At 28.7% G+C, this 23,099-nt stretch carries 21 protein-coding genes; 20 read left to right on the top strand and 1 reads right to left on the bottom strand.

Translation table 11 applies throughout. From position 1 onward, the window contains the following. The 9 genes from KSU54_RS02400 to KSU54_RS02360 all read left to right on the top strand — a co-directional run. Positions 1–518 (top strand): UDP binding domain-containing protein (locus KSU54_RS02400; RefSeq protein ID WP_272482500.1); only part of this gene is annotated, 518 nt, incomplete at its 5' end. A gap of 15 nt (positions 519–533) precedes the next feature. Continuing rightward, positions 534–1,643 (top strand): glycosyltransferase WbsX family protein, encoded by a 1,110-nt coding sequence (locus KSU54_RS02395; protein WP_117791865.1) that lies wholly within the window; start codon positions 534–536, stop codon positions 1,641–1,643. Further along, a complete protein-coding gene (locus KSU54_RS02390) occupies positions 1,633–2,670 on the top strand; it encodes a glycosyltransferase family 4 protein (RefSeq protein WP_117791866.1) in 1,038 nt (345 codons plus the stop codon). Before KSU54_RS02395 ends, KSU54_RS02390 begins: the two co-directional genes overlap by 11 nt. A 437-nt stretch (positions 2,671–3,107) precedes the next feature. Continuing rightward, a complete protein-coding gene (locus tag KSU54_RS02385; RefSeq protein WP_117791867.1) occupies positions 3,108–4,136 on the top strand; it encodes a polysaccharide pyruvyl transferase family protein in 1,029 nt (342 codons plus the stop codon). 47 nt (positions 4,137–4,183) lie between these two features. Beyond that, positions 4,184–5,713 carry a lipopolysaccharide biosynthesis protein gene (locus tag KSU54_RS02380; RefSeq protein ID WP_117791868.1) on the top strand — a complete coding sequence of 510 codons (1,530 nt, stop codon included), beginning with the start codon at positions 4,184–4,186 and terminating at the stop codon, positions 5,711–5,713. Continuing rightward, a complete protein-coding gene (locus KSU54_RS02375; protein ID WP_117791869.1) occupies positions 5,710–6,858 on the top strand; it encodes a Coenzyme F420 hydrogenase/dehydrogenase, beta subunit C-terminal domain in 1,149 nt (382 codons plus the stop codon). The genes KSU54_RS02380 and KSU54_RS02375 overlap by 4 nt, the downstream gene beginning before the upstream one ends. Position 6,859: 1 nt before the next feature. Further along, positions 6,860–7,747 carry a UTP--glucose-1-phosphate uridylyltransferase GalU gene (gene galU / locus KSU54_RS02370; protein ID WP_054322066.1) on the top strand — a complete coding sequence of 296 codons (888 nt, stop codon included), beginning with the start codon at positions 6,860–6,862 and terminating at the stop codon, positions 7,745–7,747. A 465-nt stretch (positions 7,748–8,212) separates the two neighbouring features. Further along, on the top strand, positions 8,213–11,281 hold the full coding sequence (locus KSU54_RS18765; protein WP_226814598.1) for an MBG domain-containing protein: 3,069 nt from the start codon (positions 8,213–8,215) through the stop codon (positions 11,279–11,281). Between the two features lie 259 nt (positions 11,282–11,540). After that, entirely contained in the window at positions 11,541–12,038 is a 498-nt protein-coding gene (locus KSU54_RS02360) for a hypothetical protein (RefSeq protein ID WP_003536471.1), read from the top strand. 53 nt (positions 12,039–12,091) lie between these two features. Here KSU54_RS02360 and KSU54_RS02355 read toward each other — a convergent pair whose 3' ends face one another. Next, positions 12,092–13,231: a D-alanyl-D-alanine carboxypeptidase family protein gene (locus KSU54_RS02355; protein WP_003536474.1), complete on the bottom strand. Its 1,140-nt coding sequence runs from the start codon at positions 13,229–13,231 to the stop codon at positions 12,092–12,094. Positions 13,232–13,397: 166 nt separating this feature from the next. Between KSU54_RS02355 and KSU54_RS02350 the strand changes: the two genes are divergently transcribed. The 11 genes from KSU54_RS02350 to rfbD all read left to right on the top strand — a co-directional run bounded on the left by KSU54_RS02350 (position 13,398) and on the right by rfbD (position 23,099). After that, positions 13,398–13,721 carry an STAS domain-containing protein gene (locus tag KSU54_RS02350; RefSeq protein ID WP_003536476.1) on the top strand — a complete coding sequence of 108 codons (324 nt, stop codon included), beginning with the start codon at positions 13,398–13,400 and terminating at the stop codon, positions 13,719–13,721. Further along, the gene (spoIIAB, locus tag KSU54_RS02345; protein WP_003536477.1) at positions 13,721–14,155 is read left to right on the top strand and encodes an anti-sigma F factor; all 435 of its coding nucleotides are present in this window, start codon (positions 13,721–13,723) and stop codon (positions 14,153–14,155) included. The genes KSU54_RS02350 and spoIIAB overlap by 1 nt, the downstream gene beginning before the upstream one ends. Then, the gene (locus KSU54_RS02340; protein ID WP_003536479.1) at positions 14,148–14,870 is read left to right on the top strand and encodes a SigB/SigF/SigG family RNA polymerase sigma factor; all 723 of its coding nucleotides are present in this window, start codon (positions 14,148–14,150) and stop codon (positions 14,868–14,870) included. The genes spoIIAB and KSU54_RS02340 overlap by 8 nt, the downstream gene beginning before the upstream one ends. Before the next feature lie 30 nt (positions 14,871–14,900). Then, positions 14,901–15,416 (top strand): signal peptidase I, encoded by a 516-nt coding sequence (lepB, locus tag KSU54_RS02335; protein ID WP_003536480.1) that lies wholly within the window; start codon positions 14,901–14,903, stop codon positions 15,414–15,416. Positions 15,417–15,548: 132 nt separating this feature from the next. Then, on the top strand, positions 15,549–16,064 hold the full coding sequence (gene lepB / locus KSU54_RS02330; RefSeq protein WP_008791398.1) for a signal peptidase I: 516 nt from the start codon (positions 15,549–15,551) through the stop codon (positions 16,062–16,064). Positions 16,065–16,213: 149 nt separating this feature from the next. Next, entirely contained in the window at positions 16,214–17,968 is a 1,755-nt protein-coding gene (locus tag KSU54_RS02325; RefSeq protein ID WP_003536482.1) for a hypothetical protein, read from the top strand. A gap of 131 nt (positions 17,969–18,099) precedes the next feature. Further along, positions 18,100–19,497 carry a polysaccharide deacetylase family protein gene (locus KSU54_RS02320; RefSeq protein ID WP_029480510.1) on the top strand — a complete coding sequence of 466 codons (1,398 nt, stop codon included), beginning with the start codon at positions 18,100–18,102 and terminating at the stop codon, positions 19,495–19,497. A gap of 53 nt (positions 19,498–19,550) precedes the next feature. Beyond that, positions 19,551–20,570: an AI-2E family transporter gene (locus KSU54_RS02315; protein WP_003536484.1), complete on the top strand. Its 1,020-nt coding sequence runs from the start codon at positions 19,551–19,553 to the stop codon at positions 20,568–20,570. A gap of 55 nt (positions 20,571–20,625) precedes the next feature. After that, the gene (locus KSU54_RS02310; protein WP_009300040.1) at positions 20,626–21,564 is read left to right on the top strand and encodes a tocopherol cyclase family protein; all 939 of its coding nucleotides are present in this window, start codon (positions 20,626–20,628) and stop codon (positions 21,562–21,564) included. A gap of 83 nt (positions 21,565–21,647) precedes the next feature. Next, the gene (locus KSU54_RS02305; RefSeq protein ID WP_003536486.1) at positions 21,648–22,172 is read left to right on the top strand and encodes a GNAT family N-acetyltransferase; all 525 of its coding nucleotides are present in this window, start codon (positions 21,648–21,650) and stop codon (positions 22,170–22,172) included. Positions 22,173–22,247: 75 nt separating this feature from the next. Next, entirely contained in the window at positions 22,248–23,099 is an 852-nt protein-coding gene (gene rfbD, locus KSU54_RS02300; protein ID WP_003536487.1) for a dTDP-4-dehydrorhamnose reductase, read from the top strand.

Below are 23,099 nucleotides of genomic sequence, written 5' to 3'. Positions count from 1 at the left end.
GTCTAGATCCTAGAATTGGTTCACATTATAATAACCCGTCATTTGGATATGGTGGATATTGTTTACCAAAAGATACTAAACAATTACTAGCTAACTATCAGGATGTACCACAAGAAATGATGAGTGCGATAGTAGCTAGTAATAAAACCAGAAAAGATTTTATTGCTGATAGAGTATTAGAAATTGCTGGAGCATATGAAGCTAATGATTCATGGGATCAATCAAAAGAAAAAAATGTAGTTATTGGAGTTTATAGATTAACAATGAAATCTAACTCTGATAACTTTAGACAATCATCAATTCAAGGTGTAATGAAACGTATTAAAGCAAAAGGTGCTGAATTAATTATTTATGAACCAACATTAAAAGATGGAGAAACCTTCTTTGGAAGCAAAGTAGTAAATAACTTAGAAGAATTTAAAAAACAATCGCAAGCAATCATAGCTAATAGATATGACAGTTACTTAGATGATGTAGAAGATAGAGTATATACAAGGGATTTATTCAGAAGAGACTAGGTGAGGAGATTTAGAATGAAAATTATTGCATTTTATTTACCACAATTTCATGAAGTTAAAGAAAATAATGAATGGTGGGGAGAAGGATTTACAGAATGGACAAATGTAAAATCATCAAAGCCAACATTCAAAGGGCACAATATGCCTAGAGTACCATTGAATAAAAATTATTATAATTTAACTGATAATTCAACTTTACGTTGGCAGGCTGATTTAGCAAAGAAATATGGCATATATGGTTTTGCATATTATCATTATTGGTCAGAGGGAAACATGTTATTAGAAAAACCAGCAGAGATTATGTTGGAAGATAAGAGTATCGATTTACCATTTTGCTTTAGTTGGGCAAACCATACCTGGACTAGAGTCTGGGCAGATAAAACTAATGAATTATTATGGGAGCAAAAATATGGAGATGAAAAAGATTGGGAAAAACATTTTAATTATCTGCTACCTTTTTTTAAAGATGAAAGATATATACGTATTGATAATAAACCGTTGATGATTTTGTATAATCCAAAAGGTGTAAAAGAATACCCTAAAATGATTAAACTTTGGCAAAAACTAGCTTTAGATAATGGATTGGACGGGATATATTTTCTACATCAACAAAATGAATTCGATCATAATGAAGGTAATAGTAATGGTTTATATGAAGGTGGGATAGAGTTTCAAATGAATAGAGCTGTAACTGAATATATCTCTAAAAGTATCACGTTTTTATTAGAAAGAGTGTTAAATAGAGTGGCAGATAGAATACCATTACTGAGATGCAAAGCAACAACTATGCATTATAGTTATGATGATATTTGGAAAATAGTACTTAATCAAGATCCTAAAGGTAATGATTGGTATCCAGGTGCTTTTGTTGATTGGGATAATACACCAAGAAGAAAAAACAGAGGACAATTATGTACAGATGTAACACCTGAAAAGTTTCAATACTATTTAACCAAACAAATTAAAAGGGCAAAAGAAATATACAACAAGGAATATTTGTTTATGTTTGCATGGAATGAATGGGGAGAATCTGGATATTTAGAACCAGATGAAAAGTTTGGTTATGCTATGCTGGAAGCAATAAGAAATGCTTTGAAGAAAAGTGGTGTAAAAATTGAGAATTAATATTGTTGTGCCTAGTACTGTATTAGGTGGAGGATTAAGAGTAATTTTCACTTATGCTAATTATTTTGTAGATAAGGGTCATGATGTAATTGTATATATACCCAAACTGTTTTCATGGTGTGATATTGACAATGAAAAAATAAATTATAAAACGAGTTTGGCAAATACATTTAAAAGGAGAACAAAAATAGCATGGTTTGATAATAAATTTGATGTGAAACTAGTTTTAAAAATAAATGATAGATGCATTAGAGATGCTGATGTAACAATCGCAACAGCATGGTTTACTGCTAGAAATGTATACAATTTGTCCAAATCTAAAGGAAAAAAAATATATTTTGTACAGGATTATGAAGCTTGGCATCAAGATAAAAATATTGTAAACAATACATATAAGTTAGATATGATAAGGATTTGTATAACAAATTCTTTAGCTAATATAATTTATAAAGAGTGCGGTGTAAAGAGTAATGTTATTTATAATGGTATAAATGATGATGAATTTATTACGGGTGATAAAAAAATAAATGCTAAAAAAACAATAATAATGTTAGGCAACTTTGCTGATTATAAAGGTGGTAAAAAGGGATTAGAAATTTTATTAGAGGCAAAACAAAAATATGGATGTAGAATAATAATTTTTGGTGTAACAAAGCCAAGTTATATACCTAGTGAAGTTGAGTATTATATTAGTCCAAAGCGAGAAAAAATAATATCTTTATATAGAGAATCAGATATATTATTATTTCCCACTTTAAAAGAGGCATGGGGATTAACTGCGATTGAAGCCATGGCAAATAAAGTTGCAGTAGTAGGAATGAAAACAGGTTGCTTAGCTGAAATAGGAAATGACTATATTAATTGTTTATTATCAGAAGGTGATTTTGATGTATTAAAGGCAAAATTATTTGAAATAATTAATAATGATAATTTGATAGAACAATTGGAACAAAATGCATATAAATTGGTGAAAAAATTTAAATGGTCACAATCCTTTGAAAAATTTGAGGAAATAATTACTAATTAGCTTATGCTATAATTACATTATATGGTGAAAGAAGTATATAATAAGTTAATATTTACTTGATAAAGTTAGCTTAGAAAAATTTTAATTTTATTAGATTTTTAATCATATTTTTATTTTTCTTTAATATCATGTTGTATGATAGAATTTAAATTAAAGTGTTATATACATGTTTATAATGCTAATATTTTTTAGTCAACTATGTAAAAATTAAATCTTCACTATCGTCGAAGTAAAAAGATTTGATAAAAACTTTACCAATTATTAAAACAGATTGAAGGAATTTAGTTATTAGTAGAGATTAAAGTATGTATTTCACTATTTATTATTATAAAATTTTTAAGAAAGGAGAGCTAGTATCTCTAATTTTGATTCAGCCGGATTTAACCGATTAGATTGTACTAGGAAAGTGTATATAAGCATAATATACAAAAAATGACATGGCTAATAAAAAAAATAAATTGAAAAAAATCGGAATAGTAACGATTTATGGAAATAATAATTATGGAAATAAACTTCAAAATTATGCAATTGAAAAAATTTATATAAATCATGGTTTCACTGTTAAAACTATAAGATATAAAAATTATTATACTAATAATTTTGTTAAAAATATTATTATTTCAATGATAGAAATAAGAAATTACAAAAAAAATCGTGTTTTTTATAATTTTTCGAATCAATATTTAAATTTGTCAAAAAAAAAGTTTGATTTTAATAAAAATGGTATTTGGGATTATTTAAATACATTTGATTTTGTATCTGTTGGTAGTGATCAAGTATGGAATGATGCATATTTAAGCCAAAAAATGTTAGATTATTTTTTATTAAATGGAGTTGAAGCAGAAAAAAGAATTGCTTCTGCTCCATCTATTGGTGGCGATAGAATAAGTAATAAAGATAAGTTTAAAGAAGAATTAAGAAAATTTAAAAAATTAAGTTGCAGAGAAAAAGAAAATATTGAAGAGCTAAAACAATTAGCTAATAAAGAAGTGGTTCACTTAATGGATCCTACATTAGCAATTTCAAAAAAAGAATGGGAAAATTTGTTATTAAATTCTAAATTAAAATTTAAAAATAAATATATTTTTGAATTTATTTTAGGTAGCTCCGATACTAATTTTTGTAAAAATGAGTTAAAAAATATCGATATTATAAATGTTTTAAATAAAAATGATTTTCATTATTTTTCTGGTCCAATTGAATTTATTGATTTGATAAAAAATGCCGAACTGATAATTACAGATAGTTTTCATTGTACAGTTTTTTCTATTATTTTTAGAAAAAATTTTGTTGTTTTAAATAGAGATACTCATAATATGGGAAATAGAATTAAAAATCTTTTGGAATATTTTTCTATTCCTTGTAATGATAAAAATATTTATATTCCTTCTAAAATAGTTGATTACGATAAAAAAATTAGATTAATAAGAGAAAGTTGGTCCAAATATATTGAAACAATTAATTAAATATATTGAAACAATGATTATTATATGTATCAAACAGGGAGAAAAGCATGAGGAAAACAAATCAATTAAAAATAGGAGTAATGCTATCATATGTAAGTATGATAGTACAAAATATTATAACTATTGTTTATACACCGGTAATGTTAAGATTACTGGGTCAAAATGAATATGGTCTATATCAATTAGTATATTCAGTAGTAAGTTATTTAGGTCTGTTAAATTTTGGATTTGGTAGTGCCTATGTGAGGTTTTATTCAAGGTATAGAGTAAAAGATGATCAGGAAGGAATAGCTAAATTAAATGGTATGTTCATGATTGTTTTTACTGTTATTGCGATGATTGCACTACTTGCAGGTGGTATATTAGTCAGTAATGTCAATAACCTATTTTCAAAAAGTTTAACTGTAAGTGAAATAGATACAGCAAGAATTTTAATGCTCTTGATGGTTATTAACTTGGCTATTTCATTTCCATCAAGTGTATTTGATTCATTTGTTACGGCACATGAATGTTATTTCTTTCAACGTGTTATATCACTATTACAAACTATATTGAATCCATTTATAACATTGCCACTATTATTAATGGGTTATAAATCAGTAAGTTTAGTTGTTGTTACAACAATACTTACAGTTTCAAAATTTATTATTAATTATTGGTATTGTACAAAGAAGCTAAAGCTGAAGTTCATATTTAAAAATACTCCTATTTCTTTACTTAAAGAAATAGGAGTATTCAGTTTTTATATTTTTATTAACATGATTGTTGATCAAATCAACTGGAGTGTTGATAAATTTATATTAGGTATATTTGGTGGAACGACAGCAGTAGCTATATATGCTGTTGGTGGTCAAATCAATACTATGTATATGAGTTTATCATCATCCATATCATCAGTATTTATTCCTAGAGTTAATAAAATAGTAGCAATGGACGAAAATAACAATAAAGAATTGACAGAATTATTTACTAAAGTAGGAAGAATTCAGTTTATTATTCTTGCGATGGTCATTGGTGGATTTATTGTTATCGGACAGTATTTTATCAATGTATGGGCAGGAAATGATTATAATAATGCATATTATGTCGCATTGTTACTGATTGTTCCTGTTACGGTTCCGTTGATTCAAAATCTTGGTATTGAGATACAAAGAGCAAAGAATATGCATAAATTTAGATCTATTGTTTATTTTTTTATTGCAATAGGAAATGTATTTATGAGTATTCCTTTAGTTCAATTATTTGGAGAAATAGGCGCAGCATTAGGAACTTGCTTAACAATGGTATTGGGGAATATCATTCTGATGAACTGGTATTATCAAGTTAAAATTAAAATGGATATGAAATATTTTTGGAAACAGATATCTATGTTGATGCCATGTGTGATAGTTACTGTTTTGTTATCTTTAGGACTTTCAAAAATATTAGTTGTTAATTCAATCATTCATTTCTTAATTATAGGCATATTTTATGTATGTGTTTATGTAATGTGCTTGTTTACTTTTGGGATGAATACGTATGAAAAAAATCTTATAAGAGGACCAATCAACAAGATTTTGAAAAGAGGACAAACATGATAAAAATAGTAGATAAATCAAAATGCTCAGGATGTCATTCATGTTATAATATTTGTCCTAAAAAATGTATAATAATGAAAGAGGATCAAGAAGGATTTTGGTATCCTGAAGTAGATGTTAACCAATGTATCAATTGTGGATTATGTGAAAAAAGATGTCCTATATTAAATGATATGAAAGTGGATAATCAACCACAGGCATATGCATGTTATAACAAAGATGAGATAATTAGAAAAGGTAGTTCATCAGGAGGAGTATTTACTTTATTAGCCTCATTGGTTATTGAAAAAGGAGGAATCGTATATGGTGCCACTTTTAATAATGAAAATATGGTTGAACATATTAAAGTAGATAATATAAATGATTTAAATAAATTAAGAGGTTCTAAATATGTACAAAGCAAAATAGGAAATACTTATTTTGAAATAAAGGATTATTTAAATCAAGGTAGACCAGTCTACTTTAGTGGAACACCATGTCAAATAGATGGCTTATTGGCATTTTTAAACAAGAAATATGATAATCTTATTTTACAGGATATCGTATGTCATGGCGTACCATCACCTAAAGTATGGAAGAAATATTTAGAACAGTTCAATATAGAAGAAGATGCTAATATTTCATTTAGAGATAAATCAACAGGATGGGATTCATATAGTTTTACAATTGATCAAAAAGAAAAATTTACCCAATTATCAAGTCAAAATGAATATATGAAAGTTTTTTTAAAAAATCTATGTCTAAGACCATCATGTTATGATTGTCAGAGTAAATCTTTGCATAGAAATAGTGACATAACATTAGCTGATTTTTGGGGGATAAATTATATCTATCCAAAATTATATGATAACAAGGGAACCTCCCTTGTTTTTATTAACAGTCAAAAAGGAAAAGAGTTATTTGAAAATATAAAGCAGAGTATTGAGTATAAAGAAGTGGATATTAAAGAAGCATCAAAATACAATCCTTCTTTATATAAATCAGTTTCTATTCCAAATAAAAGAAATAAGTACATGGAAAATATTTTTAATAATGACTTTAATAAATATTCAAAGAAATATATAAAAACACCATTTCTATTAAAATTAAAAGTAATGATTTCGATATGTCTACATAAAGCAAAGAGAATTATAAAAGGAGGATAACATGAAACAAAAAGTAAGAAAAGCAATCATCCCGGCTGCTGGTTTGGGGACAAGATTTTTACCAGCGACAAAAGCATTAGCAAAAGAAATGTTGCCGATTGTTGATACCCCTACAATTCAATATATTATCCAAGAAGCAGTAGATAGCGGGATTGAAGAAATATTAATTATTACCAATAGTAACAAACATGCAATGGAAAATCACTTTGATAAAAACTATGAATTAGAATCAAGGTTATTAGAAAGTGGTAAAATAAAACAAGCCAAAGAAATTAATGACATAGCTAATCTAGCAAATATTTATTATATTCGTCAAAAAGAGCCAAAGGGATTAGGTCATGCAGTATTATGTGCTAAATCATTTATTGGTAATGAGCCATTTGCAGTGCTATTAGGTGATGATGTTGTAGTAAATGATAAAAAACCAGCATTGAGACAGCTAATTGATGCTTATATACAAAAAGAAGCTTCAGTAGTAGGCGTGCAGACTGTTGAACATAAGGATGTAAATAAATATGGAATCGTTAGACCATCAAAATCACATATTGTTGAATGTGCAGGTAGACTGGTTAAATTGAGTGATATGATAGAGAAACCACCAATTAATGAAGCCCCTAGTGATTTAGCTGTATTAGGAAGATATGTGCTGACACCTAAAATATTTGAATTGCTAGAAACGCAAAGTAAAGGTACAGGTAATGAAATTCAGTTGACGGATGCAATTAAACGCCTAATGGATATTCAAGCAGTTTATGCATACGATTTTGAAGGAATACGTTATGATGTTGGTGATAAGTTTGGTTTTATTAAGGCAACAATTGATTTTGCATTAAATCGCGAAGATTTAAGAGAACAAGTGCAAGAATATTTAAGAGAACTTGTTAAATAATTTAAAAATATTTATTTAATAAGAAACAAAATCGAAAAAGTAAACATTTTCGTTCAACTAAAGAACATGTATAAACACGAGTAATAGATCAACTGTTACTCGTGTTTTTTTTTGCACGAAAATGTTTAGATTTTTATGATGAAGTATTGAGTAACAAAAAAATCATTTTACTTCAATGATATTTTAGAACTAGAAACAGGGTTCATAGCCAAAATGCTAGTTCTTTTTATATAAAAAATTAAAATGGGGAAGTTAAGAATATAAAAATCAAAGAATGAGAACGGATTAAATTTAAATGATCAGTTGAATTGATCTTTTTACAGACCGATAATAGCATCTAATCTGTCGATGAATTGATTTTTTTATGGGGAAAGTATCATTTTATTGATATTTTTTTGGTGGGCAAAAAAGTAGGTGAGATAGAAAAATAGGTCATGTATTAAAAAATGAAGGGAGATAACTAATATGAAAAAGTTAAAAAAGATCATTGCATTAGTACTTACGGTAGGGCTAACTTTCCAATGCTTAACTATTAATGGTTTTGCATATGATGAAAATGTTGATAGTGAGACTGATAGTATTGCTTTGCAGACAAAAGCAACAGAAACATGGAAGAAAGAATACAAAAATACAGTTAATTTAATTGTTGAAGGTGAAATTCATGGAAACATTGTTAATCAAACTACCACTGCATTTCAAACTGTAGAAGGAACCAAAGATAGTGGTATTTTAGGTAAGTATAATACTACTAAAAATAAGCAATCCACTGCATCTATTTCAATTGAACCTGATAATGGGTATTCAGTTGAAATAGTAAGTAGTAGTTATGGTAGTAGTTCACTCTTAGTAGGATTAAATAATAAGATTTTTAATGCTAGAGATTATATATCTATTGATGATAACAATCTAGCTATTACTATTAATTCATTAAATTTAAATGTGCCAAACAATTCTCTATTGAAGGCTAATGATAGTTTTGAATTGAAAAGTAATATTACAATCAAATTTGTAAGGGAACAAGTGATCTTCACTCGAACTGTTAGTGAGTTTGGAGCAATCGAACCAGCTGAAGAAGGAAAATCTTTTGAAAATAACCAATATAGAGTAGAAAAAAATGCTCAAACAACAAGTTTTAAAGCGGTTGCTGATAATAATTATAGACTGGAAAAAGTATATGTTGATGGGGTAGAAACATCATTTGATGAAAATGGTATATTTAATGTTAATAATGGTAAAAATGTAACATTAAGTGCTGAATATGTGGAAAAAGATGAGTCAGAGATTCAAGTAAAGAAGGATATAACTTGGCGTTACACTACTGATTTCAGCGCTATTAAAAATACAATATATGATTGTATTGATTTGAAAAATTCAAATTTAGACAGCGATGCTACTGTTGATGATTTTGAATATTTTTACAAATATAGTTTAACATCATTAGTAAATGATGTTTTAGGAATTACATTACCTGCCTTAGATAAATTTGATCAAAATATTTGGATTAAATTAGGTAGTGATGCTTCGATTGAAAGTATTTTAAATGATAATATTAGTAATTCTTTCAATCTTGAAATTATAAAAGGGCTTTTAAAAGCGGCTGGTGCTGATTTAACTGAGCAATTAACAGTGCTCCCAGTTGGTGAAGGGACAATTAAAATTGCTTATATAGGTGATAAAGACTACAAACCATCAGAAAAAGAATTTTCTGTGAATATTATTAAAGGAAAAGTAAAAATAAAAGTCAATAGTACGACAATTGACTATGGTGAAATAATTCCTAACAACTTGGTTGTAACTGATCCAACTGGAGTTAATAAATTTGTTTTATATTTAGGAATTGATACCGATGTAACTGGTTATGCAAGTTTAGTATTACCAAATGGTTTGGCATATGATGTATTAGGGAAGCTATTTCCGAATGGATTTACAGTAAATGATTTAACTAAAGTATTAGAAGTATTAAATCTTGGAATTAATTCTGATGTTATTGATAAGTTATTAAATGAGCTTCCAGATAGTGTGAAGAATTTTAAGGTTGAAATCAATAAACAACCGCAAAATGCTGGTTTATACACTGTTGCAGGAATAACTGCAGATAGTAATTATAATACTGCATTTGGACTAGGAACTTTATTAATTAAACAAAATAATACTGAGCTAACTTTAAAATTTAATCAAGAGATTAAAGGCAGCATAGTATACAGTGATAGATACAATTTCAATTTTGGTGGTAAATTGTACAATAAAGAAGGTACTGTTGTTGATGGGATTCAAGTTAGAACACTATATACAGGTTTTTCTAGTGATGGTAAGTATCACACTAATACAAAACCAATTTTAGAACCAGGTGTATATACTGAAACAGTATATACTTTAGGGAGTAATTATGCAGTAAAACCAATTACTCGTGTGTATACAATTAGAAAAGAAACAGTACAAATTAAGTTTGATAATTATTTAAATGTGGAAACATATGATGGTACATCAAAATCATTAATTGGAAAAGTTTATGATAAATCGGGTAACGCTTTTATTGATGCTAAATTAGTATATAAAGGTGTTGATAATAGTTATAATAGTACTATCCCCCCAACTGCAGCTGGTCGATATCGTGTTGTAGCGTCATATAGTGGTGATGATACACATTATGCGGCAATACCGAAAGTAGCTTCTTTAGTTATTAAAAAGGCTGATAAAGCAATTGTAACTGTTAATGATATAAATAATAATTATGGTGAAGAATACAAATATTCATATTCTTTAGAGGGTGTAGTAGCACGCGATATTGATACATTAGTATCATCGATTGTTTGTGTTACAGATAACAATGAAAATGTAGGGAATCATAAAATAAAGGCAATTATCAATGAAGATGTAGCTAAAAACTACAAAGAAGTAGTAGTTGTAAAAGGAAAGCATACAATTACACCTAAAGCTATAAATATTAATATTGATAACATTAATACGACATATGGTGATGATGAAAAAGTATTAACATTTTCACTAGCAGTGGATAGTACTTTAGCTTATGGTGATACATTGGCGGATTTAGGAATCACTTTAGAACGTGAATCGGGAAATGATGTAGGTGAATATAAGATTACTGGTGATGCAAGTAATGAAAACTATGATGTAACATTTACGGATGGTACATATACTATAGTTAGTAAAAAAGTGCAGCTAATAATCGATGATAAAATGAAGGTTGAAGGAGAAATTGATCCAGAATTTACTTATAATATTATAGGATTGGTTAATGGAGATATATTTACTGTTGAGTTAACTAGAGAACCAGGTGAAAAAGCAGGAAAATATGTAATCAATGGTAAAGTCGAAGGGGCCAATAATTATAATTTAGAAATTGTTACTGGTACTTTAACGGTCAACGCTAAAACCGCCCTACCTGTTAAACCTGTAGATAAGGGAACCCCAACCGGTGATAACGTAGATTTAAATACTTTGATAGCATTGGCAGGAATTAGTGCCTTACTATTGTTAATTATTTTAAGAAAAATACATAGTTTAAATAAATAGCTATTATATGAAATTCCCCACTAAAAAATGATATGATCCCTCTAAAGTAGACAATGTAAATAAAACATTGTTTACGAAAGGAGGGATCAAAATAGTGGGGAATATTATTTTATTATTGAACTTATGGATATATTTATAAGTATAATACTAAAATAATTAAATTATAAATCATATAAAAACTTAATATCAACTTTACTAAAAGTGACTTTTAATCCTCTTTGATAAAGATATAATGGAATAAAAATAAGGAGTGATAACAATGTCATTGGTAAAGAATATGGATAATTGGAGTGATATGTCTAAATTAGATTTATTATACAAATTTTCAATAATAAAGTATCTTCGGTATTTCATTATTCCAGAATTGTTTGGCTTAAGCATCTTGGTAATTGCGTCAATAAAAATAAGAGGAATATTTATATTTATAATTATTGTAGTTATAATGATGTTGTATCAAATTAATAAAATAAGTCAGTCTTTTATCAAAGAAAAAGCAGGTAAATTGATTTATCGTCAAAAAACAAGTTTTTTTAGATCATTAAGAAATTTCGATGAATATACATATAGTGATTATTACATTAGAAAAATAAAAAAAGTTAAATCATTTTTTAATTATTATGTTATTAACGGGGAAATTGTTAAACGTAGTTTTATTGCTTATATGGATGATGATGAAATTTGTATAGATGAAAAATATTGTACAGTATTAAAAATTCCTAAAGCATATCACGGTTTAGATAAATTAAGAGATTTTTAAGAAATGGGCTAAGGCCTGTTTTTGTGTATATAAAAAACGGATTTTAATCCGTTTTAAAATAAATATTTTAATGTTTTAATTGTTTTTGATAGATATGTTGATTTAGAAGCATTAGTGTCACTATAAACATCATAGGTAGCAATTGTTTTGCCATCAACAATGACATCTAATGTGCCAATAACATCACCTTGTTTAACCGGTAAGAAATTTTCTTTATAGTTTACTTTAGTAGAAACTTTAGCATCAGCGCTTTTTGCTTTAGTATATACTATATCTTTCTTACATTTGACATCAATAGTCAGGTTATCCATTTTATCAACTAGATGCTGTTCAATTAAAGTATCTTTTTTAAAAATGGTAACTTGCTTATAATTATTAAAACCATAATCCAGTAAACTACACATTTCTTCATTTCTTGTTTTTGGAGCTGTTTCTTTCATTAGGACACCAATAATTCTTTGACCATCACGCTGTGCAGTGGTAACTAAGCAATAACCAGCTTCTTTTGTATATCCAGTTTTTAGACCATCAACACCATTATATAACTTTAACAATTTATTAGTATTGACTAGCCAAAAGCTTTGTTTCGTATCTTCACGAATATAACTATCATACAATGACGTTACAGCAAATAAGTCTTCACCGCCGATTTCAATTAGATAGGCAGCCATTATTGCTAAATCATGAGCACAAGTGTAGTGATCGGGATCATGTAGACCGGTTGCATTTTTAAAATGAGTATTCTTTAAACCTAATTTTTTAGCCTTATCATTCATCATCTCTACAAACTTATTAATACTTCCAGCAATATGTTCAGCTACTGCCACACTAGCATCATTAGCACTAGCGATAGCAATTGATTTAAACATATCTTTTAAAGATAAACTTTCACCAACTTCCAAGTAAACTTGACTTCCGCCCATACTAGCTGCATATTTTGAAGTAGTAATTTCATCATCAAATGATATTTTTTTATTTCGTAGGGCCTCAAACATTAAAATCATTGTCATGATCTTAGTTGTTGAAGCAGGATAAAGCTTTTCTTCAGCATTTTTATCGTAGAGAATTTGCCGTGAATTTGCCTCAATCAAGATTGCAGACTTTGCATTAGGAGTAACATCATTGTCCAATGCTTGAACTCTAGAGATTGGTAGTAAGCATACTACCAGTAGGGTTATTAGTAATTTTTTCATCAATTTTATCGCCTCCCTAATTAATATGTCCAAGTTTGATAAAAATACATCTAGTAGTTATGAAATTTGTTTATGACTACTTTTTTTGTATGCTTTCTTCTAGTTTTGTCGAAACCATTTCATCATTATTTTAAAAGATGTAAGATACAAACGAGGAGATGAAATAATGGAAAATAAGATTGAATACAAGATATTAGATGATAAAGTTATCGTCTATTTTTATGGCGAACTTAGCTGCAGTAATGTTGTTAAATATCGCAGCTTACTAAATAGTATTTTAGATAAGGGCAATGGACCTGTCTATTTTGATTTTTTACATACTAATTTTATTGATAGTTCAGGCATTGGATTAGTTTTAGGACGTTATAATCAATTGAAATTAGATGATCGCCAATTATATTTAGCAAATTTATCAAAAACATCTTATAAAGTTTTTGAATTATCAGGAATGTTTGATTTGATGGAATATGTAGAGGAGGTAAAAGGATAATGAACCAGATGGAGTTAAGTTTTAACGCTAGAATTGAAAATGAGCCCTTTGCGCGAACTAGCGTTGCATCATTTATTACCTCATTAAATCCTACAATCGATGAATTAGTTGAAATAAAAACAATCATTAGTGAAGGGGTTAGTAATGCCATTATCCATGGTTATCAAAATAATCCTGAATGTAAGGTAATTATTAAAGTAACAATAGAAGACAATCGTCAAATTAAAATCATTATCCAAGATTATGGAAAAGGAATTGAAGATATTGATGAAGCAAAAATACCTATGTATACCTCATTAAAAGAATTAGAACATGCGGGGATGGGGTTAACCATTATAGAAGCCCTTTGCGATAATTTAGAAATACATTCAACACCGGATTTAGGAACTAAACTAACTATTAAGAAACAATTGAAAGACTCTAACCTTGGCTAAAAGTAATACTATTGAACTGATTGAACAAGCACATCGCGGGGATGATCGTGCTAAAGAATTAGTTGTCAGTCAAAATCTTGGACTAGTTTGGTCAATAGTCCATCGTTTCAAAAATAATTATTATGATAAAGAAGATCTTTTTCAAATTGGATGTATTGGTTTGATGAAAGCTGTTAATAACTTTGATACTAACTATGGGGTACAATTCTCTACATATGCAGTACCAATCATCATGGGTGAAATCAAACGTTATTTTAGAGATGATGGGACAATTAAAGTGAGTCGCTCTTTAAAAGAACTTAATTTAAAAATAAATAAAGCTCGTGAATTACTAACTAATCAAACCGGTCAAGATCCAACAGTTGAACAAATTGCAGCTTATTTAGATGTTGATGTTCAAGATGTTGTTGAGGCAATTGACTCATCTTATTATCCAACCTCATTAAGTGAACCAATTTATGAAAAGGACGGTTCTTCTATTTCAATGGAGGAACGAATTGAAAATAAACATAATAAGATGTGGTTTGAAAAAATTGCATTAGAGATGGAAATTGATAAACTTGATGAAAAAGAGAAGTTAATTCTTTATATGCGTTATCAGCTTGATTTTAATCAAGAGCGAGTCGCTCAGCGTTTAAATATTTCCCAAGTTCAAGTATCAAGATTAGAAAAGAAAATTATTGCAAAATTACGTAGTCATTTAAATGAACAGTAATAAATGTTATGATGTTCATAGGTGATAAAAATGAAAGAGGCTACACAAAGTAAAAAAAGTATTTTATTAGAATATTTAAAAGTAATTGTGCTCACTTTAGTGATTACATATGGAGTATTGTATTTTATTCAAATATCAAGAGTTCAAATGACTTCAATGGTCCCTACATTTAAAGAGGGAAACATTGTTTTGGTAGACAAGGTATTGTATAAAAATAGTAGTCCTCAGCGAAATGATATCGTAATTGTTGATTATAAAGATGCAAATCAAAAAGAGAAGCATATTATCAAACGAGTTATAGCTATTGGTGGAGATCATGTTGAAATTAAAGATAATATAGTATATCTAAATGGCAAAAAACTTGATGAAAACTATGTCAATGGGGTTATGGCTAATAATGAGGATATGTCGATCAATATTCCTGAAGGTAAAGTTTTTGTTATGGGCGATAATCGTAATAATAGTCTTGATTCGCGGCGTTTGGGTTATTTTGATTTCAAAGAAGATGTAGTTGGTAAGGTTTTCTTTACGGTTCCGTTCTCTTAATAAAATTATTATTTAAAAGTAAGTTTTAGCAAAATAGCTAAACTTACTTTTTTTTTAAAATTAAATTATCGTAAAATAACATAGTTACTTGATTGAACAACAAAAAGTGTTATAATGACTTCAGGTGATAAAATGGAAGAGGCTATACAAAGCAAAAAGAGTATTTTATTGGAATACTTAAAGGTTATTGTAATTACTTTAATAGTTACATATGGTATATTATATTTTGTTCAAATATCTAGGGTTTATGGAACGTCGATGATACCAACTTATCATGAGGGTAACATTGTTTTAGTTGATAAGGTATTTTATAAAAATAAAGAACCAAAACGTAATGATATTATTGTTGTTGATTATGTTGATGCTGCTAAAAAGGAAACTTATATTATTAAACGTGTAATTGGAATTGGTGGCGATCATATTGATATTAAAGATAATCAAGTTTATTTAAATGGTAAATTACTAGAAGAAGACTACATTAATGGGGTTATGACTAATAATGAAGATATGTCGATCGATATCCCTGAAGGTAAAGTTTTTGTTATGGGCGATAATCGTAATAATAGTCTTGATTCACGACGATTAGGTTATTTTGATTTTGATGAAGATGTGATTGGCAAAGTTTTCTTTACAGTTCCTTTCTTTTAAATTAATTAGGTCTTAACGACCTTTTTTATTTTAGAAAGAAAATTAACTTTTTTTATAATAAGTATTGTATACAATGTGCCTTTTGTGTTAAAATGACAAAAATCAATAAGTGGGGGAAGTAGCTTGTTGAAGAAAGAAAGGGTGGTAAAATGAGTTATAAATTTAAAATTACTCGCGGGAACGCGATCTTAAACTTTTCTGAAGAATATTGCCAATCTCGTTGTCAATTAATCGAAAGTGAATCTTTTGCACGAGTTTTAAAAGGATTCGTTCACGAAGGAAAAAGAAAAGAAAATACTACTTATACTTATTTAAGAGAAGTAAAAAGTGAGAGTGTGGAAATTGTTAGTGATTTAAGAACAATTTTTAAATTGTTATTAGTGATGTCTGTTGAAGAAGTTCTATCTTCATATCCACATTTATCAGGATATTTTAGAGATCGTGATGAATTTGTAAAAGTAATTGAGGAAGTATATCTTTTCTGGAGAAAATTACAACGTTATAGTGTTGTATATAATGAAAATACAAGTAGAGGATATCAAAATGTTCAGTTCGGAGATGCTCAAGCTAAGTTTGAAGAATTAGTTTTATCAGTATACCGTACTATTGAAGAAACAGCTTTGGGATATCGTCATCATGTATACCGTCAAATTACTGCGGGGGTTAATGCAGGTTTAAGAGTAACAAATATGCGTTCATTCTTACCTTATGAATATCGTAATTTAGATGATATTCCATTTATTGAAACCGTAATTATTCATCCACCATTCATTACTTATTCTAAGCGGAATAAACGTGATGGGGTATTCCCAGAAACAAAACATAATCCAATCGAAGATTTGAAATTTGATTCTGAACAATGGTTCTGTTATCCAGCTAAAGTTGGAGATTTATTAGCATTTGTATATTTCAATGTAGCATTTATGGCTCAAGGGGTTGCTTTATGTAACTTATTTGAATTAGCAAGTGAAGAAGAATATCGTAATCGTAAACCAGATATCATCTATGTATACGGTTATGAAGATGGTAAGATGAATCAAAGTTTCTATCAAGATGATGAAAATGATATGATGGTAGCATTATTATCAGCAAGTGATGATTTTGATTACTTTGGTTATATGAAAAAAATGATGTTAACTTTACACAATGTTCGTAAGATCAATCAACGTCAATTACCTATCCATGGAGCGATGGTTAAAATTACGTTACATTCTGGTGAAGTTAAAAATATAGTAGTTATGGGTGACAGTGGCGCTGGTAAATCAGAAACAATTGAACAAATTAAAGTATTTGGAGCAGCTTATATCCGTGATTTAGTAACTGTATATGATGATATGGGTGTTCTATTATTAGACGAAGAAGGTAAAGTTAAAACTTCTGGTACAGAAATTGGAGCATTTGTACGACTTGATGATTTAGATGCAGGGTATAGTTTTAAAGAATTAGACCGTTCTGTTTTTATGAATCCAGATAAAGTAAATGCGCGAATCGTAATACCAATCACTGATTATAAAGATGTTGTTGCGCATCATGATGTTGACTTCTTCCTATATGCAAATAACTATGAAGAGGGTGGCGAATCATTAAGTTTCTTTGATGATGTAAATAGTGCTTTAGATGTATTTAGAGCAGGAAATCGTATGGCTAAAGGAACTACTACTGAATACGGTTTAGTAGGCAGCTATTTTGCTAATCCATTTGGACCAGTACAACGTGAAGAACAAACTGAAGTTATTTTAGTTGATTATTTCAATAGAATGTTTAAACAAGGGGTTAAAGTAGGACAATTAAGAACACGTTTAGGAATTAAAGGAAACGAACATAAAGGTCCTCAAGAAGCAGCTACGGCAATTCTTAAATATATTACTGGTGAAGATGAATTAAAACAATTAGAAGAAGAATAAATCTTAGATAAATGGTACATCCCGTGTCTGCTTGACGAGGGATGTACCACGATACTAAGATTTTTTTGTTTATCCTCACGGAGCAGTTCTTTTTTTTATAAGGGTGAATATGGTTTGATGAGGGGATCAAAGTGAAAAAGTATAAACTACTTCTAATTATTTTAGTTCTAGTTATTACCTTGATAATATTATCAATTAAACCAACTAATCAAATCGTTTTATACAACTATCATCCTGTCATTGAAATATCTAATAAATTCGATCCTCAGGCTAATATTCAAAAAGTTATTGGCGGCTCAATTAGTGACGTTAATGTAGATACTAGTAAGATTGATTTTAGTAAAGTCGGTAAATATCCGATTACGTATATTTATAATAACATCAAAACTACGATTACGATTGAACTTCAGGATACTTTAAAGCCAAATGTTGAAGTACAGGAAGTTACTGTTGATCTTGGAATGAAGATAACTGCTCGGGATGTAGTAAAAGATATTTATGATAATTCTCGGACAACAGTTAAATTCAAAAAAGATTATCAATTTGATCATGTAGGGGATTACGAAGTTGAAGTATCGATATGTCGGGCTAACAGTAACTGTGTAACCAAAAAAACAGTCGTGCATGTGTTACCTAAAGATACGACTCCGCCAGAAATATTAGGAATTCGTAATTTAAGTGTTTTAAAAGATAGTGATATTGATCTTCTATCAAGTGTCAGTGTTAAAGACAATCAAGATGATAATCCAACTTTAACAATTGATAGTTCTAATTTGGACATTTCTAAAGTAGGTGATTATCAAATTGTATATTTTGCTAAAGATCGTTCTGGGAATATGACAAAAGAAACATGTATTGTTAGCGTTGTTGAAAATAAGACAATAGGAAGTTTTGAGCCTAGTGATGAGAAGGTAGTATATTTAACATTTGATGATGGTCCATCGATGAACACCCAAAAGGTTTTAGATATTTTAGCGGTTTACGATGCTAAAGCAACTTTTTTTGTAACAGGAACCAATGAAAATTATTATGATTTAATAAAAAAAGCTCATGACCAAGGTCATACGATTGGATTACACACTTATATTCATGAATATGATCAAATATATAACTCGTCATCAGCATATTTTTCAGATTTAAAAAAAATTGAAGATCTTGTATATAGTCAAATTGGAAGTGTGCCTAAATATATTCGTTTTCCTGGTGGCAGTAGTAATCAGGTTTCTAAGAAATACTGTCATAAGATTATGAGTAAATTGACTAAAGAAGTAGTAAATCGCGGTTATCAATATTACGATTGGAATGAGGATAGTGAAGATGGCTCGGGACAATTATCAGTAAAACAATTGATTAAAAATGCTACAGCATCGACTGAGAAAAATATTATGTTATTGTTTCATGATGCTAATGGAAAAGAGAATTCTTTAAAAGCAATTGGGCCTGTAATTCAATATTACCAAAATAAAGGTTACGTATTTAAAGGAATAGATGATAGTTCTTTTGTCGTACACCATAGTGTAAATAATTAGAATTCCTAAAGGAATTCTTTTTTGTTTTAAACATATACTGTATTGGTGATTAGATGAAAGAAAAATTAATTAAATATAGTTATTATTTGATGATAATAATTATGATTGTAATAGCTACATATGTGTTAATAAACTGGCTGATTCCGCTTTTTTTTAGTTGCTTGATTGTTTTGGTACTGCAGCCGCTATTAGCTAAAGAAATTAAATTATTAAAGATTGAAAATATTTTTCTTTCAAAATGTTTGATTGTATTTAATTATCTTCTTTTTATTGGTGTAATTATTGCCATGATTATATTTGCTGTAATTCAAATATACACGGTATTAGAGTTATTGCCTAATTATCTTGAAAATTTATATCAGTTATTTAGTCAAAACCATTATATAATTGATGCAACAAAGTACTTAGATGTTATTTACAGTGGATCAATGAGCATAGTTGAAAGTATTTCTACTGGCTTTATTACTGGTTTAATTGCTTTTATTATGAAAATACCAAGTATTTTATTTGATTTAATATTTGTTGTTATTACTTCATTATTTATTCTTCTAGATTATTCTAGAATTGAAAGACTGGTAGTTAAACGATATGAAATGGTGGCACTTATAATAGATACAATTAAAGAAGTATTAAGTAATTTATTTAAAGCTTATTTTATAATTATGATCATTACGTTTGGAGAATTATGGCTAGGATTTAAAATAATAGGGATTAATCATAGTATAATGCTGGCTTGCATAATAGCAATTTTTGATTTTATGCCGGTTTTAGGATTAGATATGATCATGATTCCATGGATCATAATCAGTGCTCTGACAAATAAAATATATCTTGCAGGAGCATTACTTGTTATCTATATGATTATTGTAATAACAAAAAATATTTTGGAACCAAAATTGATTGCTAAAAATCTTGGAGTAACTCCAGTTCTTTCATTAGTTGGGATGTATTTAGGAATGAAAGTTATGGGTGTAATAGGTTTGATTATTGTGCCGACATTATTAATGGTGATTATCCAAATTCTCAAAGTCAAATATCAATTAAAAAATAAGGTAGAGATTCAAAAATCTTAAAGAAGGTAATGTATAAATTATCAGCTTTTTCATATACTTGCTAGTAGGTGAGAAAATGAAAATAGAAAATACAGAACTTAATTTACATCTTAAAGACAGTGACCAGCGCTTGTTTGAAGGATGGTATTTCAAAATTGTTGATTGTAAAATTTCTTTAGCAATTATTGTCGGGATTAGTAAGACAATTGAAAAATCTTGTGCATTTATTCAAACTTTGGATACATATACAAACCAAAGTCAGATGATTGAATATAGTTTAGATGATTTCCAGTGGGGAAAAGATCCCTTTTACATTAGAATTAAAAATAATTTTTTTACTAAAGAACAAATTATTTTGGATCTTGATAATGGGCTAGTTGATATTCAAGGAAACTTGAAAAATAGTCAGTATACTAAACTAGAAACAACATGTTATGCTCCAACGATTATGGGACCTTTTCATTATTTACCATTTTTAGAATGTAATCATGCAATAATAAGTCTGCGACATCATATTACTGGGAGCTTAAAAGTAAATAATCAGAAATTTCAGATAATTGGTGATGGCTATATTGAAAAGGACTGGGGACGTTCATTTCCACAAGATTATTTATGGTTACAATCAAATAGCTGTAAAGAAAAAGAGGCAAGTTTATTTTTATCAATTGCTAAGATTCCACTATTAGCGTGTAGTTTTCAAGGATTGATCATGAACTTATTAGTAGATGATCAACAAATTCGAGTAGCAACTTATTATGGAGCAAGAGTAAAAGATATGTTTACGCGGGAAGGATATCATTATTTAATTATTAGTCAACATCCTCATACATTTTATTTGAAAATAAAAGCAGGACATCGTTTTGAATTAAAATCACCACAATCAGGAAAGATGAATGGTTATGTTGAAGAAAGTCTTAATGCTTTAGCTGTTTTATTAGTTTATAAAAAGAATAAAAAAGTTGCTAAGTTTAATTTTATTAATTGTGGCTTTGAATTGTTTGGAAATTGGTTATAAGATGATTAATTATCATCTTTTTTTATTTGTCGTGGTACAATATGAGTATATAATAATGAGTTATTTGGATAAGGGAGAAAATAATGGAAACAATAATAACAGAACGGTTGATTTTAAGAAGTCCCGATAATAATGATGCTCAAACTCTTTTAAAGATTCATAATGATATGGCAACGTTAAAGTTTAATGCGATGACGAAATATGAATTTGCTGAGATGATTAGAGATATTGAGAGGGAACATGATATGATGTATTGCATAGAACTAAAAAATTCTAATAATGTTATTGGTGCTGTGTTTATAAATCCTGATCGTTTAAGATATCGTGTAAATGCTCTCAGTTTATCATATTATTTAGACTGTAGGTATTATCGTAATGGCTATATGTATGAAGCTCTGCAAGCTATTATTATAAAATTGTTTGAGCAAGAGATTGATATTATTAGTGCTCGAGTGTTTAAAGAAAATACTGCTTCTGCAAGGTTGTTAGAAAAACTAGGATTTCAGTATGAAGGTTGTCTTCGTATGGGGGTAACCGGTTATCAAGAGATTGTTCATGATGATTTCTTTTACTCAATTTTAAAAGATGAGGTAAATTTGACAGTATAAAATTTCATTGCTATAATAAAAAAAGATTAGCGTTGATACATTCAGCGCTTTTATTATGAAAAGAGGAGGAAAATTATGTTAAAAGTATGGGTTGTTGGTTCCAATGGCCAAATCGGAACAGCAATTAATGAAGTAATTGAACCATTAGAAATAGAAGTTTTAAATACAGATCAAGATGAATTAGATATTACTAATACAGATGATGTGATTAGTTTTGGAGAAATCAATCGACCGGATATTATCATTAATTGTGCTGCGATTACCGATGTTTATAAGTGTGAAAGGAATCGTGATCAAGCTTTTCGGGTCAATGCTTTAGGACCACGAAATTTGTGTATTGTAGCTCGAAAAATTGGAGCTAAAGTAGTTCAAATTTCAACTGATGATGTTTTTGATGGTAAAAGTGATACACCATATAACGAGTTTGATGTGGCGAAACCGAAAACAGTGTATGGCTGTTCAAAAAAAGCAGGAGAAGACTATGTTAAAGAATTTACGCATAAACATTTTATTATTCGAAGTAATTGGATTTATGGACAAAATGGTACAAATTTTGTTAATGAGTTTATAGCTAAAAGTAAAAAAGAAGATTTTTTAAATGTTGCAAATGATCAATTTGGGTCACCAACTAGTGCTAAAGATCTTGCTCGAGCAATTCTATATTTAATGGAAACTAGTGAATACGGAACATATCATATTACTTGTAAAGGTGTGTGTAGTCGTTATGAGTTTGCTAAAGAAATCAGTAAACAAATTAATAGTCATGTGATGATTACGCCAGTTTCAACAAAAGAGATGGCTGATGAGGTGGTTCGTCCATCATATGTCGTACTAGATAATTTTATTTTACGTTTAGTCAATGGGTATCAAATGCCAACTTGGCAAGAGTCGTTACAAGAATATATAAAAGAAATCAAGGAGGATTAG

The organism is Erysipelatoclostridium sp. MSK.23.31, from assembly GCF_019125875.1.
Classification (GTDB): Bacteria; Bacillota_I; Bacilli_A; order Erysipelotrichales; family Coprobacillaceae; genus Thomasclavelia; species Thomasclavelia ramosa.
This window is presented reverse-complemented; position numbering and strand designations above follow the sequence as displayed.

What these genes read in the sequence shown, in the direction of transcription:
- KSU54_RS02395 (WP_117791865.1), top strand. Translation starts at nt 534, where the DNA reads ATGAAAATTATTGCATTTTATTTACCACAATTTCATGAAGTTAAAGAA.
- KSU54_RS02385 (WP_117791867.1), top strand. Translation starts at nt 3,108, where the DNA reads ATGGCTAATAAAAAAAATAAATTGAAAAAAATCGGAATAGTAACGATT.
- KSU54_RS02380 (WP_117791868.1), top strand. Translation starts at nt 4,184, where the DNA reads ATGAGGAAAACAAATCAATTAAAAATAGGAGTAATGCTATCATATGTA.
- KSU54_RS02375 (WP_117791869.1), top strand. Translation starts at nt 5,710, where the DNA reads ATGATAAAAATAGTAGATAAATCAAAATGCTCAGGATGTCATTCATGT.
- galU (WP_054322066.1), top strand. Translation starts at nt 6,860, where the DNA reads ATGAAACAAAAAGTAAGAAAAGCAATCATCCCGGCTGCTGGTTTGGGG.
- KSU54_RS18765 (WP_226814598.1), top strand. Translation starts at nt 8,213, where the DNA reads ATGAAAAAGTTAAAAAAGATCATTGCATTAGTACTTACGGTAGGGCTA.
- KSU54_RS02360 (WP_003536471.1), top strand. Translation starts at nt 11,541, where the DNA reads ATGTCATTGGTAAAGAATATGGATAATTGGAGTGATATGTCTAAATTA.
- KSU54_RS02355 (WP_003536474.1), bottom strand. Translation starts at nt 13,231, where the DNA reads ATGAAAAAATTACTAATAACCCTACTGGTAGTATGCTTACTACCAATC.
- KSU54_RS02350 (WP_003536476.1), top strand. Translation starts at nt 13,398, where the DNA reads ATGGAAAATAAGATTGAATACAAGATATTAGATGATAAAGTTATCGTC.
- spoIIAB (WP_003536477.1), top strand. Translation starts at nt 13,721, where the DNA reads ATGAACCAGATGGAGTTAAGTTTTAACGCTAGAATTGAAAATGAGCCC.
- lepB (WP_003536480.1), top strand. Translation starts at nt 14,901, where the DNA reads ATGAAAGAGGCTACACAAAGTAAAAAAAGTATTTTATTAGAATATTTA.
- lepB (WP_008791398.1), top strand. Translation starts at nt 15,549, where the DNA reads ATGGAAGAGGCTATACAAAGCAAAAAGAGTATTTTATTGGAATACTTA.
- KSU54_RS02325 (WP_003536482.1), top strand. Translation starts at nt 16,214, where the DNA reads ATGAGTTATAAATTTAAAATTACTCGCGGGAACGCGATCTTAAACTTT.
- KSU54_RS02315 (WP_003536484.1), top strand. Translation starts at nt 19,551, where the DNA reads ATGAAAGAAAAATTAATTAAATATAGTTATTATTTGATGATAATAATT.
- KSU54_RS02310 (WP_009300040.1), top strand. Translation starts at nt 20,626, where the DNA reads ATGAAAATAGAAAATACAGAACTTAATTTACATCTTAAAGACAGTGAC.
- KSU54_RS02305 (WP_003536486.1), top strand. Translation starts at nt 21,648, where the DNA reads ATGGAAACAATAATAACAGAACGGTTGATTTTAAGAAGTCCCGATAAT.
- rfbD (WP_003536487.1), top strand. Translation starts at nt 22,248, where the DNA reads ATGTTAAAAGTATGGGTTGTTGGTTCCAATGGCCAAATCGGAACAGCA.